Source organism: Aquibium microcysteis, assembly GCF_014495845.1.
GTDB lineage: Bacteria > Pseudomonadota > Alphaproteobacteria > Rhizobiales > Rhizobiaceae > Aquibium > Aquibium microcysteis.
In genome coordinates, this window is record NZ_CP061080.1 from 1,083,923 (window position 1) to 1,095,934 (window position 12,012).

General features: G+C 69.7%; 12 protein-coding genes. 3 read left to right on the forward strand and 9 right to left on the reverse strand.

Going from position 1 to position 12,012, the window contains the following annotated elements; all coding sequences use genetic code 11:
- Nucleotides 1–149: 149 nt before the first annotated feature.
- The 8 genes from IAI54_RS04850 to IAI54_RS04885 form a co-directional block, all read right to left on the reverse strand.
- Nucleotides 150–1,094, reverse strand: a complete 945-nt coding sequence (locus IAI54_RS04850; protein WP_210321212.1) for an ABC transporter permease — start codon at nucleotides 1,092–1,094, stop codon at nucleotides 150–152.
- Complete coding sequence (locus IAI54_RS04855; RefSeq protein WP_187971279.1) at nucleotides 1,094–2,143, reverse strand: ABC transporter permease; 1,050 nt, start codon at nucleotides 2,141–2,143, stop codon at nucleotides 1,094–1,096. Before IAI54_RS04855 ends, IAI54_RS04850 begins: the two co-directional genes overlap by 1 nt.
- Nucleotides 2,143–3,660, reverse strand: a complete 1,518-nt coding sequence (locus tag IAI54_RS04860) for an ABC transporter ATP-binding protein (RefSeq protein WP_187971280.1) — start codon at nucleotides 3,658–3,660, stop codon at nucleotides 2,143–2,145. The genes IAI54_RS04855 and IAI54_RS04860 overlap by 1 nt, the downstream gene beginning before the upstream one ends.
- Nucleotides 3,661–3,851: 191 nt before the next feature.
- Nucleotides 3,852–4,889, reverse strand: coding sequence for a BMP family protein (locus IAI54_RS04865; RefSeq protein WP_210321213.1), 1,038 nt, complete (start codon nucleotides 4,887–4,889; stop codon nucleotides 3,852–3,854).
- A gap of 139 nt (nucleotides 4,890–5,028) precedes the next feature.
- Nucleotides 5,029–5,841, reverse strand: a complete 813-nt coding sequence (locus IAI54_RS04870) for an ABC transporter permease (RefSeq protein ID WP_187971281.1) — start codon at nucleotides 5,839–5,841, stop codon at nucleotides 5,029–5,031.
- Complete coding sequence (locus IAI54_RS04875; RefSeq protein ID WP_187973022.1) at nucleotides 5,841–6,590, reverse strand: ABC transporter permease; 750 nt, start codon at nucleotides 6,588–6,590, stop codon at nucleotides 5,841–5,843. The genes IAI54_RS04870 and IAI54_RS04875 overlap by 1 nt, the downstream gene beginning before the upstream one ends.
- 74 nt (nucleotides 6,591–6,664) lie before the next feature.
- Nucleotides 6,665–7,444 (reverse strand): transporter substrate-binding domain-containing protein, encoded by a 780-nt coding sequence (locus IAI54_RS04880; protein ID WP_187971282.1) that lies wholly within the window; start codon nucleotides 7,442–7,444, stop codon nucleotides 6,665–6,667.
- Between the two features lie 47 nt (nucleotides 7,445–7,491).
- Complete coding sequence (locus IAI54_RS04885; protein ID WP_187971283.1) at nucleotides 7,492–8,304, reverse strand: ABC transporter ATP-binding protein; 813 nt, start codon at nucleotides 8,302–8,304, stop codon at nucleotides 7,492–7,494.
- Nucleotides 8,305–8,543: 239 nt separating this feature from the next.
- Between IAI54_RS04885 and IAI54_RS04890 the strand changes: the two genes are divergently transcribed.
- From IAI54_RS04890 to IAI54_RS04900, 3 genes are read left to right on the forward strand one after another with little or no spacing between them, the layout of a single operon-like run.
- Nucleotides 8,544–9,392 carry a dimethylarginine dimethylaminohydrolase family protein gene (locus IAI54_RS04890; protein ID WP_187973023.1) on the forward strand — a complete coding sequence of 283 codons (849 nt, stop codon included), beginning with the start codon at nucleotides 8,544–8,546 and terminating at the stop codon, nucleotides 9,390–9,392.
- A 1-nt stretch (nucleotide 9,393) separates the two neighbouring features.
- Nucleotides 9,394–10,032: a TetR/AcrR family transcriptional regulator gene (locus IAI54_RS04895; protein ID WP_187971284.1), complete on the forward strand. Its 639-nt coding sequence runs from the start codon at nucleotides 9,394–9,396 to the stop codon at nucleotides 10,030–10,032.
- Nucleotides 10,029–11,627 (forward strand): 5-guanidino-2-oxopentanoate decarboxylase, encoded by a 1,599-nt coding sequence (locus IAI54_RS04900; protein ID WP_187971285.1) that lies wholly within the window; start codon nucleotides 10,029–10,031, stop codon nucleotides 11,625–11,627. The genes IAI54_RS04895 and IAI54_RS04900 overlap by 4 nt, the downstream gene beginning before the upstream one ends.
- Nucleotides 11,628–11,649: 22 nt before the next feature.
- Here IAI54_RS04900 and IAI54_RS04905 read toward each other — a convergent pair whose 3' ends face one another.
- Complete coding sequence (locus IAI54_RS04905) at nucleotides 11,650–11,955, reverse strand: DUF982 domain-containing protein (protein WP_187971286.1); 306 nt, start codon at nucleotides 11,953–11,955, stop codon at nucleotides 11,650–11,652.
- Nucleotides 11,956–12,012 lie beyond the last annotated feature (57 nt).

Here is a 12,012-nt window from a genome sequence, read left to right on the forward strand (position 1 = left end):
TATGCGCGCCGTCATCCTCGGGCTTGTCCCGAGGATCTGCCGATCGTTGCTGGTTGGCGCTCCGAACCTGCCGGGACCAGCAGATCCTCGGGACAAGCCCGAGGATGACGGCGGCGTGAGGCAGTACGCCGGACGAGACGTGTGCGACATTACCGCTCGCCCTTCTGGTACGGCACCATCAGCGCCCTGGGATAGGTCGCGCGGCGGGCGACGAGGACCAGGGCCAGGATCGACAGCACGTAGGGCAGCATCAGGAACAGCTGGTAGGGCACGACGCCGCCCGTCACCTGCTGCAGGCGGATCTGGTAGGCGTCGAAGGCGGCGAACAGGATCGCGCCGATCAGCGCCTTGCCCGGCCGCCACGATCCGAAGACGACGAGCGCGATGCAGATCCAGCCGCGGCCGTTGATCATCTCGAAGAAGAAGGAGTTGAAGGCCGACATGGTGAGGAAGGCGCCGCCGATCGCCATCAGCGCGCTGCCGGCCATGACCGCGCCGATCCTGATGGCGGTGACCGAGAGCCCCTGCGCCTCGACCGCCGCCGGGTTCTCGCCCGCCGCGCGCACGGCCAGACCGAGCGGAGTCCTGTAGAGCCCCCAGCCGACCACGGCCACGGTGACGAAGGCGAGGTAGGTCAGCGGCGTCTGCGAGAACAGCGCCTCGCCGACGACCGGGATGTCGGACAGGACGGGGATCGGCAGCGGCTGGAACGGCTCGATCTTCGGCGGCGAGGTGACCTGCGGCAACGCCAGCCGGTAGGTGAAGTAGGTGATGGAGGTGGCGAGCAGCGTCACGCCGATGCCCACGACGTGCTGCGACAGGCCGAGCGGCACGGTGAGCGTCGCGTGCAGCAGGCCGAAGGCCGCGCCCGTCGCGGCTGCCACGACAACGCCCGTCCACAGGTCGCCGCCCGAATAGACCGTGAACCAGCCGGCGAAGGCGCCCGCCGCCATGATGCCCTCGATGCCGAGGTTCAGCACGCCCGCCCGCTCGCAGATCAGCTCGCCCATGGTGGCGAAGATCAGCGGCGAGGCGATGCGGATCGCGGCGACCCAGAACGAGGCGGTGAAGAGGATCTCGAAGGCTTCGATCATCACCGCCACCGCACCCTGAACCGCGTCAGCATGATCGCCGTGACCATGGTCAGCAACGCGGTCGCGACCATGACGTTGGCGATGTAGGAAGGCACGCCCGCCGTGCGGCTCATGGCGTCGGCACCGACGAAGATGCCGGCGACGAAGATCGCGGCGGCCACGACCCCGAGCGGGTTCAGCATGGCGAGCATCGCCACGACGATGCCCGAGTAGCCGAAGCCCGGCGACAGGTCGAGCGTCAGATTGCCCTTGAGCCCGGCCACCTCGGAGAAGCCGGCCAGCGCGGCGAGGCCGCCGGAGAGGACGGCCGTCTTGATCAGCACGCCGTTGACCGGAATGCCGGCGAAGCGCGCGGCGGCCGGGTTGTGGCCGACGGCGCGCATCTCGTAGCCGAGCGCCGTCTTCTTCATGACGATCCAGACGACGATCGCCGAGACGATGGCGAGCGCGAAGCCGTAGTGCAGGCGCTTGCCGGTAATGATGCGCGGCAGCCGCGCCTCGGCGATGAGCTTCTGCGACTGCGGCCAGCCGAGCCCCATCGGGTCTTTCAGCACGCCTTCGAGCAGCATCGAGACGAAGAGCAGCATGATGAAGTTCAGGAGCAGCGTCGTCACCACCTCGTCGACGCCGAAACGCGTCTTCAGGATCGCCGGACCGAGCAGGAGGAGCGCGCCGGCGCTCACCGCGGCGATCGCCAGCAGCGGCAGCAGGACGGGCGCGGGCAGCGGCAGCGCACCGGTGCCGAGCACGACCGTCGCGACCGCACCGGCATAGAGCTGCGCCTCCGCGCCGATGTTCCAGAGCTTGGCGCGGAAGGCGACCGCAATGGCGAGCCCGGTGAATATCAGCGGCGTGGCGCGGGTCAGCGTCTCCAGCAGGGCGAACTGCGTGCCGGCCGCGCCCTTCAGCACCAGCCCGAAGACCGACAGCGGCGAGGCGCCTGCCGCCAGCACGAGCAGCGAGGCGACGAGGACGGTGACGAGAACGGCGCCGACCGGCAGCGCGAGCAGTGTCGTCAGGCCGGGCGCGGGGCGGGGTTCGAGCCGCATCAGGCCGCCTCCAGTCCGTGCCCGGCCATGAGTTCGGCCAGATCGCGCACCGAGCGCTCGCCGCGCGCCGAGGGCGTCGACAGCCGGCCCCTGGACATGACCAGGATGCGGTCGGATAGCGCCATGATCTCTTCCAGGTCCTCCGAGATGAGCAGGATGGCGGCACCGCGCTGGCGCGCGGCGAGCAGGCGTCCGTGGACATAGGCGATGGCGCCGACGTCGAGCCCGCGCGTCGGCTGGTTGGCGAGGATCACGGCCGGGTCCGGATCGAGCGCACGGCCGAGGATCAGCTTCTGCATGTTGCCGCCGGACAAGAGCCGGATGCGGGCCTCGGGGGAGGGGCACTTCACGTCGTAGTCGCGGATGAGGTCTTCCGCGAACGCCCGGGCTGCCTTCCAGTCGATGAGTCCGCGTTTCGAGAAGCGCGCGGCGCGGTATTGTTCCGCGATCACGTTCTCCGTCACGCTCATGTCGCCGATCGTGCCGACGGCATGCCGGTCTTCGGGGATGCGGGCGACGCCTGCCGATAGGGCCGCGCGCGGCGACCAGTCGGCGACGACGGCGTCGGCAATCTCGATGCGACCGGACGCGGGCTTCTCCAGTCCTGCGACCAGGTCTGCCAGCGCCGCCTGGCCGTTGCCGGAAACCCCCGCAAGGCCGGTGATTTCCCCGCCGATCAGGGCCAGGGACACGTCGTCGAGCCGCTGCCGGGTGCCGCGCCCGCCGGTCGAGACGCCGCAGAGCTTCAGGAGGACCGGGCCGCGCGCGACCTCGGGCACGGCGGGCGGCCTGACGTCCTGTCCGACCATCAGCGCGGCGAGCTCCTGCCGCGTGGCGCCTGCCGTGCGGCGTTCGCCGGAGAGCTTTCCGGCCCGCAGCACCAGCACGCGGTCGGAGATGGCCAGCACCTCGTTGAGCTTGTGCGAGATGAAGATGATCGACAGCCCTTTTGCCACGAGCTTGCGCAGGGTCGCAAACAGCGCCTCCGTCTCGATCGGCGTCAGCACCGCCGTCGGCTCGTCGAGGATCAGGATGCGCGCGTCCCGGTAGAGCGCCTTCAGGATCTCGACGCGCTGCCGCTCGCCGACCGTCAGCGCGGCGACGGTGGCAGCCGGGTCGACCTCCAGCCCGAAATCTGCGGCGAGCGCGCGGATGCGGGCGGCGGCCCTGCGACGGTCGAAGGACAGGCGCCAGGCGCTCTGCGTCCCGAGCGCGATGTTTTCCAGCACCGTCATGTTGTCGGCCAGCGCGAAGTGCTGGTGCACCATGCCGACGCCCGCCCCGAGCGCCGCGCGCGGGTCGCCGGGCGGCAGTTCGCGCCCGAACACCTCCACCGTGCCCTCGTCGGCGACGTAGTGGCCGAACAGGATGTTCATCAGCGTCGTCTTGCCGGCGCCGTTCTCGCCCAGAAGCGCGACGACCTCGCCTGCCGCCAGTTCGAACGAGATCGCATCGTTCGCCGTCAGCGGGCCGAAGCGCTTCGTGATGGAGGAGAGGCGCAGGACGGGAGAGGTCATCGGGAGCGCTTGGTGTGAGGAGCAGGAAGGACCCCCCTCACCGTCTCGGGCTTCGCCCGAGCCACCTCTCCCCCACTTCGTGAGGGGAGAGGAAACGCCAATCGCCGAAGCCGCGTTTCCTCTCCCCCGGGCAGGGGGAGAGGTGGCACGCGAAGCGTGACGGTGAGGGGGTGCTTTGGCCAGGCCGTTCGTCAGCTCGACTTCGGCTCCTCGTCGTTGATCGCGACCGTGAAGGAGCCGTCCTTGATGGCCTTCTCCTTCTCGGCGACCAGCGCCATGGCCTCGGCCGGGACCTTGCCCTCGAAGGTACCGAGCGGCGCGATCGAGCAGCCGCCCTCCTTCATGAAGGAGTAGACGCCGTAGTCCGCCGCCTTGAAGGTGCCGGCCTTCACTTCCGCGATCGCCTTGTCGAGCGTCGGCTCGAAGTGCCAGAGCGCCGAGGCCACGACGGTCTCGGGATAGTCGGCCTGGGTGTCGATGACGTTGCCGATGGCGAGCACGCCCTTCTCCTTGGCCGCGTCCGACACGCCGAATCGCTCGGCGTAGAGGATGTCCGCGCCGCCGTCGATCTGGGCGAAGGCGGTCTCCTTTGCCTTGGGCGGATCGAACCACGAGCCGATGAAGGCGACCTGGAACTTCGCATCCGGCGCGGTCTCCTTCACGCCCGCCATGAAGGCGTGCATCAGCCGGTTGACCTCGGGGATCGGGAAGCCGCCGACCATGCCGATGTTCTTCGACTTGGTCATGGCACCGGCAATGATGCCCGTCAGATAGGAGGCGTCCTGAATGTAGTTGTCGAAGACCGAGAAGTTGGGCAGCGCGTCGTCCGGCTTGAAGCTCGAGCCCATCAGGAACGCGGTGTCGGGATAGTCGGCCGCAACCGTGCGGGCGGCCTCCTCGACACCGAACACCTCGCCGACGATCAGCTTGTTGCCGGCCTCGGCATATTCGCGCATCACGCGCTCGTAGTCGGTGTTGGAGACGTTCTCCGTCGCGGTATACTCGATGTCGCCGCGCTCCTGCGCCTTCAGCGCCGCCTGGTGAATGCGCGACACCCACTGCTGCTCGAAGGGCACGGTGTAGATCGCGGCGACCTTGAGCTTCTCCTGCGCGAACAGGCGCGTGGGCAGCGTGCCGGCCGCGGCCAGTGCCGCGCCCGCACCGGCGGCCTTGATCAGGGTCCGGCGCGACACGCCGGCAAGCATCGGACTGCGCAAATCGAAAGTCATGGCTCCACCTCTCTGTAGATGCGTGCGGCCGCTTCGGTCGCACCGGCATTTTTTATCGTTTGGTCAAGGGTAGGCGATATTTTTGGGCACTGCAATCGTGATGCACAAGCATGTTGCAGCGTTCTCCGCAGCTTTGTTTTCAGCCAAGCCGGGCGGGGAGGCGCTTTTCGAGCCTGCGGAAGGCGTAGACGATGATCCCGGTGATCATCAGATAGACGAGCGCCAGCAGCAGCAGCGGTTCGTAGACGATGAAGGTGTCCTGGCGGACCCGTCCCGCGACCGCATAGATGTCGATGACGGTGATGGTGGCGACCAGCGGCGTCGCCTTCAATTGCAGCACCGTCTCGCCGGCCAGTGTCGGCAACGCCCGCTGGATCGCCTGCGGCAGCCAGATGCGGCGGAAGATCGTCGTCCGGCGCATGCCGAAGGCCCGCGCCGCCTCGAGCTGCCCGCGCGGCACGCCGGCGAAGGCGCCGCGCATCACCTCGCCCTCGTAGCCGGCGAAGGAGAGCGTGAGCCCGAGCACCGCATAGGGCCAGGCCTGGCGCAGATAGGGCCAGAGCTCCGATTCGCGGATCCACGGAAACTGCGGGAAGAGCGAGCCGAGGCCGAAATAGAGGAGCCACAGTTGCAGCAGCAGCGGCGTGCCGCGGATGACGGTGCAGAAGGCGCGCGCGGGGACGGCGAGCCAGCGCGGCCCGGCGGCCTGCGCGAGGCCGAGCGGGATGGCGAGCAGGAAGCCGAGCGTGCAGGTGACGGCCAGGATCCAGATCGTGCGCCACAGGCCCTGCAGCGCCAGCGGCCAGTAGCGCTCGATCCAGTCCCAGCGCATCGTCGCGGCGGCCAGGGCGACGAGCCCGAGGGCGATGGCGATCATCACGACCCGGTGCGGACGCAGCCAGAGACGCAGCCGCGATGCCGTCGGAGTGTCGACGTTGGCCGCGCGCGCCATCAGTTGGCCCCTCCGACGGACGGCATGCCGCGCCGCGCCCGCTTCTCGATCCAGCCGATGATGACGTTGGAGAACAGGGTGAGCAGCAGGTAGAGCGCACCGGCGGCGATGAAGAAGGTGAAATAGGCCTTGGTCGTGCCGGCCGCCTGGCGCGTCGCAAGCGTCAGTTCGTTGAAGCCGACGACGGCGAGCAGGGCGGTGTCCTTCGTGGCGATCAGCCAGAGATTGGCGAGGCCGGGAATGGCGAAGGGCAGCATCGCGGGAAGGGTGATGCGGCGTAGCAGCTTGAGCGGGCTCATCCCGTAGGCGCAGGCGGCCTCGATCTGCCCCTGCGGGATCGACAGGATCGCGCCGCGGATCACCTCCGTCGCATAGGCGCCCTGCACGAAGCCGAGCACGGCGATGCCGGCGACGAGCCCCGAAATGTCGACCGGGGCATAGCCCATCGCCGCGAGCAGGCGGTTGATCAGGTCGGTGCCCGCATAATAGAGCAGCAGGATCAGCACCAGCTCGGGCACCGCCCGCACGACCGTCGTATAGACCTCCATCAGGTCGCGGACGACCGGTCCGCCATAGAGCTTGCCATAGGCGCCCGCGGTGCCGATCAGGAGGCCGATGCCGAAGGCGCCGAGCGCGATCTGCACCGAATTCGCCAGGCCGCGCAGGAGATTGCCGCCCCAGCCCGGCGGCGAGGGAGCAAGCAGGTCGAACAGGCTCGCCTGGGCGAAGGCGGAGAGGAGCGTTTCGATCGGCGCGGGCTCCGGCGGGAACGGGGCCGGCGGCGCGCGCGGCGCCACCGGCAGGTTCAGGTCGATGCGGAGCCTCAGCCGCCGTAGATGTCGAAGTCGAACCAGGGCTTGGAGATCGCCTCGTAGGTGCCGTTGGCCCGGATCGCCTTGATGGCGGCGTTGAGCTTCTCCTTGAGTTCGGTGTCTTCCTTGCGCACGCCGAAGCCGACGCCGAGGCCGAGCACGTCCGGATCGTCGGCGACCGTTCCCTTCACCTCGCAGCAGGCCTTGCCCTGATCCGTCTCGAGGAAGGCGTCGAGGGCGATGGAATCGGCCTGCGTGGCGTCGATGCGGCCGGCGGCGAGGTCCTGGTTGGCCTCGTCCTGCGTCTGGTACTCCTTGATCTCGGCCGCGGTGCCGCCGAAATGCTTCTTGGCGTAGTTCTCGTGCACGGTGGACACCTGCACGCCAAGGATCTTGCCCTTCAGCCCCTCCGGCGTCGCATCCATCTCCATGCCCTTGGCGCCGACGACGACGGTGGGCGTGTTGTAGTACTTGTCGGAGAAGTCGATCGTCTGCTTGCGCTCCTCGGTGATCGACATCGAGGCGGCGATGAAATCGATCTTGTTGGTCGTGAGGGCCGGAATGATTCCGTCCCAGGAGACCGGCGTGATCTCGCAGTCGAGTTTCGCCTCCGCGCAGATCGCCTTGGCGATCTCCACCTCCCAGCCCTCCCAGGCGCCGGAGGCCGACGGCGAGGCGAAGGGCGGATACGGCTCGGCGGCGATGCCGACCTTCACGGTCTGCGCCTGCGCGGGGATGGTGGCGGCCGAGAGCATCAGCGCTCCGGCGGCAAGCTTCAGGATCGTCTTCATCGTGGTACTCCCGTTCTTGTCGTTGGTCTTTCCCCTCGCTCCGCCGGTCAGGAGACCGTGCGGAGGAACTGCTGCAGGCGCTCCGATCGCGGCGCGCCGAAAATCTGCTCGGGCGGACCTTCCTCCTCCACCAGGCCGTTCCACAGGTAGATCACGTGGCTCGCCACCTCGCGAGCGAACTTCATCTCGTGCGTGACCAGCACCATGGTCCGGCCCTCCGCCGCGAGGTCGGCGATGACCTTGAGCACCTCGCCGACGAGTTCGGGGTCGAGCGCGGAGGTCGGCTCGTCGAACAGCATCACGCGCGGCTGGATGGCGAGCGCGCGGGCGATCGCCGCCCGCTGCTGCTGGCCACCGGACAGGAAGGCCGGATAGACGTCGCGCTTCTCGGCGAGCCCGACCCGGTCGAGCAGGCGCTCGGCGGTGGCGATGGCCTCGGCGCGCGCGACGCCGAGCACATGCACCGGCACCTCGATGACGTTCTCGATCAGCGTCCTGTGGCTCCACAGGTTGAAGCTCTGGAACACCATGCCGAGCCGCGAGCGGATGCGCTCGATCTGGCGCCGGTCGGCCGGCATCAGCCCGCCATTGCCGTCGCCCTTGAGCCTGATCTCCTCGCCATTCACCCGGATCAGGCCGCTGGTGGGGTTCTCCAGGCAGTTGATGCAGCGCAGCAGCGTCGATTTGCCCGAACCGCTGCCGCCGATGATGGCCACCACGTCGCCGTCGCGCGCCGACAGCGAGACGCCCTTCAGCACGTGCAGCTGGCCGAATTTCTTGTGCAGCTTCTCGATGTGGATCGCTTCGGCGGGCGCGCTCGCGGCGGCATTTGGATGATCGACGGGCGACGCCGCCGTCATCGCGACGGCTCCGTCGCTGACATCGCGATTCCGATCGATGGCCGGCGTGTGTTCACGCTCGTCGTTCCCCTTTGTGGCGCCAGAATGGACTGGCCCCACCGGACCCGTCAACTGGCGCACCAAGGCCGCATTACCGCACTTGCGGGCTTGTTATGCAAGCGTATAATTACGGCGCGCCGCAGGCTCGGCGAAAGTTCGTCGGGAGGTCGCGCGTGGACGCAGCATTCGGATCGCAGTCGATGGCAGCGCCGCTGAGGCGCGTGCTGATGCGCTCGGCGCGGGGCGCCATGCAGGGCGCCGACCCGGCCCGCTGGCACTACGGCCCGAGCTTCGACGCCGCGCGCGCCGCCGCGCAGCATGCCGCCTTCGCCGCTCTGGTCGCCGTCTCCGGCGCGGCGGTCGAATGGCTGGACGACGCCGACGACGGTCTGGCGGATTCCGTCTTCACCCACGATCCCTCGCTGATGACCGACAAGGGCGCCGTGATCCTGTCGATGGGCAAGGCGCTGCGCCGCGCCGAACCGGCCCTGCACGAGGCGGCCTACCGGCGGCTCGGCATCCCGGTGCTCGGCCGCGTCGAGGGCGAAGGGCAGGTGGAGGGCGGCGACTGCGTCTGGCTCGACCGGAACACGCTGGTCGTCGGGCGTGGGGTGCGGACCAACCAGGACGGCATCCAGCAGCTCGCCAACATCCTCGGCCCCATCGGCGTCTCGGTCTTCGGCTTCGACCTGCCGCTCTGGCAGGGGGAGGAGGCCTGCCTGCACCTGATGTCGGTGATCAGCCCGCTCGCCGACGTTCTGGCGCTCGTCCATTCGCCCCTCCTGCCGGCACCGTTCTGGCAGATGCTGCGCGGGCGCGGGATCACGCTCGTCGAGGGCGACCGAGACGAGTTTTCCGCAAGCGGCGGCCTGTCGCTCAACGTGCTGCCGACGGCGCCGCGCGAGGTGATCATGGTCGCCGGCTTTCCGAAGACGCAGGCGGCGATGGAGGCCGCCGGCTGCACCGTCGCGACCTTCGAGGCCGATGCGCTCTGCATCGCCTGCGAGGGCGGGCCGACCTGCCTGACGCGGCCGATCCTGCGGCGCTGAGATGACCGGGCGTCGCAAGTTCCGCCGCGAGGGCGAGGAGCGGCGGCGCCAGGACCTGATCGAGGCGACGCTGGACTGCGTGGCGGCCGACGGTATCGAGGGTGCGACGCTGCGGGCGATCGCGCGCCGGGCCGGTGTGACGGCGGGCCTCATCCGCCACTATTTTCCCGGCAAGGAGGACCTGCTGCAGGCGGCCTATGCCACGATCGTCGAACGGATGACAGCGCAGGCTCTCGCGTCGTTGGACGCCACCGGAAGGGCCCCGGCGGCACGTCTCGCCGCCTTCGTCGCCGCCAATCTCGCCGCGCCGATCGTCGACGCCCGGGTCTTCTCGCTCTGGGCGGGCTTCATCGGCCGGGCGCATGCCGATCCGGCGCTCTCGGCGGTGCATCGCGACGGCTACATCGGGTTTCGCGACCGGCTGGAGCAGCTGATCGCCGAGACCTTCGCTGCGGCGGGCCAGTCGGCCGATGCCGGGCAGCTGCGTCGGCACGCCATCGCCGTCAACGCCGTCATCGACGGGCTGTGGATCGAGGGCTGCATGGCCGGCGATCTGTTCGAGACGGGCGAACTGGCCGCGATCGGTACCGCCTCGGTCGGACGGGTCCTCGGTATCGACATCCAGGGAGCGGACGCATGACGACGGTGGGCGAAAGGCTGGTCGAACTGCTGGAGGCGCGTGGTGTCGACATGGTGTTCGGCATCCCCGGCGTCCACACGATCGAACTCTACCGCGGGCTGGCGGCATCGACGATCCGCCATGTGACGCCGCGCCACGAGCAGGCGGCGGGCTTCATGGCCGACGGTTATGCGCGGGCGACGGGAAAGCCCGGCGTCGCCTTCCTGATCACCGGCCCCGGCATTACCAACGCCATCACCGCGCTGGCGCAGGCGCGGGCCGATTCCGTGCCGGTGCTGGCGATCTCGGGCGTCAACGCCCGCGCGACCCTCGGCCGCGGGCTGGGCTGCCTGCACGAACTGCCCGACCAGCGCGCGACCATGGCGAGCGTCTGCCTGTCGTCCGAAAGGATCGAGGACCCGCGCGACCTCGGCCCCGCGCTCGACCGCGCTTTCGCGCTCTTCGCCTCCGGCCGGCCCGGCCCGGTGCACATCGAGATCCCGGTCGACGTGATGGCGCTGTCAGCCGTCGAAGCGACCACCGATGCAGCGCCCTTTGCCGGTCCGCCGCAGCCGGACTCCGGCGTCGTCGCGCGCGCCGCGGCGCTGCTGTCGCGGGCGACAAGGCCGGCGATCCTGGTCGGTGGTGGCGCGAAAGGGGCGGCGGCGCTCATCCGCGAAATTGCCGAAAGGCTCGACGCGCCTGTGGTGATGACGGCGAACGGCCGTGGCCTCCTGCACGCGCATCCGCTGGGCGTTCCGGCGAGCCCGAGCCTGAAGGCCGTCCGCGCGCTGCTTGCCGACAGCGACGCGGTGCTGGCTGTCGGGACGGAGTTCGGTCCGACCGACTACGACATGTACGCCGTCGGCGGTTTCCCGCCGCTGAACGGGCTCGTGCGGATCGACGTCGACGCGGCGCAGTTGGCCCGCCACCCTTGCGACGTCGCAATCGTGGCGGATGCGCGTGCGGCCGTCGAGGCGCTCGTGGCGGCGCTCGGCCAGGGGCCGGACCGCGCCGTGCCAGGCGAGGGCGCGGCCCGTGCCGGCGCGGCCCGTAACGGCGCCCTGGAAGAGATCGGACCGCGCTACCGCATCCATCTCGGCGCGCTCGCGGCGATCCGGCAGGCCGCACCCGGCGCGATGATCGTCGGGGATTCCACGCAGGCGGTCTATGTCGGCAACCTCCTCTTCGACCACGACCGGCTCGGCGGCTGGTTCAACGCCGCGACCGGCTACGGCGCGCTGGGCTACGGCCCGCCGGCCGCGATCGGTGCGAGCCTCGGCCGGCCGGACGTGCCGGTCGTCTGCGTGGTGGGCGATGGCGGGATGCAGTTCGTGCTGGCCGAACTGGGAACGGCGATGGACGAGAAGGCCGCGGTCGTCTTCGTGGTCTGGAACAACGAAGGCTTCCAGGAGATCGAGAGCGCCATGACCGACGCCGGCATCGTCCCGGTGGGCGTCAGGCCCTCCGCGCCCGATTTCTGCCGGGTGGCGAAGAGCTACGGCATGCCGGCCGAGCGCATCCCGTCTCTCGGGGGCCTCGGCGCGGCGTTATCGCGGGCGCTGGCGCGGGAAGGCCCCGCGCTGGTGGAGATCGCCGGCGATCCGGCTCTCTGACGGCGGGCGGGCGCGGCGCGGGTCAGGCGCAGAGGCGCGCGAGATGCTCGCGGCTGGGGCGGGCCGGTACGTCGTCCTCCACCAGGATGCCGCGGCGGCGGGCATAGGCAGTGACGACGTCGAGCGCTTCGCCCGGGTCGATCTCGACGCCGTCGGCACCCGCGATCGCGTCGCGGCAGGCTGCGCAGGTCGCCTCGTAGGCCTCGTCGCGAACGGCGGCCGGTTCGCTCTCCAGCCATTCGAGCGCGCCGCGCGCGTCGCGGATGCGCAGCGGATAGCCGAGGCCGACGAGAATGGTGACGGACCGGTGGGACCTGATGGCGAACATGGGACGGATCCTTGGTGGGGACGCGGTGACGTTTCGGCGCCGCGTGACGGGCGCCGT

Bases quoted from the DNA above. Each gene is read 5' to 3' on its own strand.
- IAI54_RS04850 (WP_210321212.1), bottom strand. From the start codon at position 1,094: ATGATCGAAGCCTTCGAGATCCTCTTCACCGCCTCGTTCTGGGTCGCC.
- IAI54_RS04855 (WP_187971279.1), bottom strand. From the start codon at position 2,143: ATGCGGCTCGAACCCCGCCCCGCGCCCGGCCTGACGACACTGCTCGCG.
- IAI54_RS04860 (WP_187971280.1), bottom strand. From the start codon at position 3,660: ATGACCTCTCCCGTCCTGCGCCTCTCCTCCATCACGAAGCGCTTCGGC.
- IAI54_RS04865 (WP_210321213.1), bottom strand. From the start codon at position 4,889: ATGACTTTCGATTTGCGCAGTCCGATGCTTGCCGGCGTGTCGCGCCGG.
- IAI54_RS04870 (WP_187971281.1), bottom strand. From the start codon at position 5,841: ATGGCGCGCGCGGCCAACGTCGACACTCCGACGGCATCGCGGCTGCGT.
- IAI54_RS04880 (WP_187971282.1), bottom strand. From the start codon at position 7,444: ATGAAGACGATCCTGAAGCTTGCCGCCGGAGCGCTGATGCTCTCGGCC.
- IAI54_RS04885 (WP_187971283.1), bottom strand. From the start codon at position 8,304: ATGACGGCGGCGTCGCCCGTCGATCATCCAAATGCCGCCGCGAGCGCG.
- IAI54_RS04890 (WP_187973023.1), top strand. From the start codon at position 8,544: ATGGCAGCGCCGCTGAGGCGCGTGCTGATGCGCTCGGCGCGGGGCGCC.
- IAI54_RS04895 (WP_187971284.1), top strand. From the start codon at position 9,394: ATGACCGGGCGTCGCAAGTTCCGCCGCGAGGGCGAGGAGCGGCGGCGC.
- IAI54_RS04900 (WP_187971285.1), top strand. From the start codon at position 10,029: ATGACGACGGTGGGCGAAAGGCTGGTCGAACTGCTGGAGGCGCGTGGT.
- IAI54_RS04905 (WP_187971286.1), bottom strand. From the start codon at position 11,955: ATGTTCGCCATCAGGTCCCACCGGTCCGTCACCATTCTCGTCGGCCTC.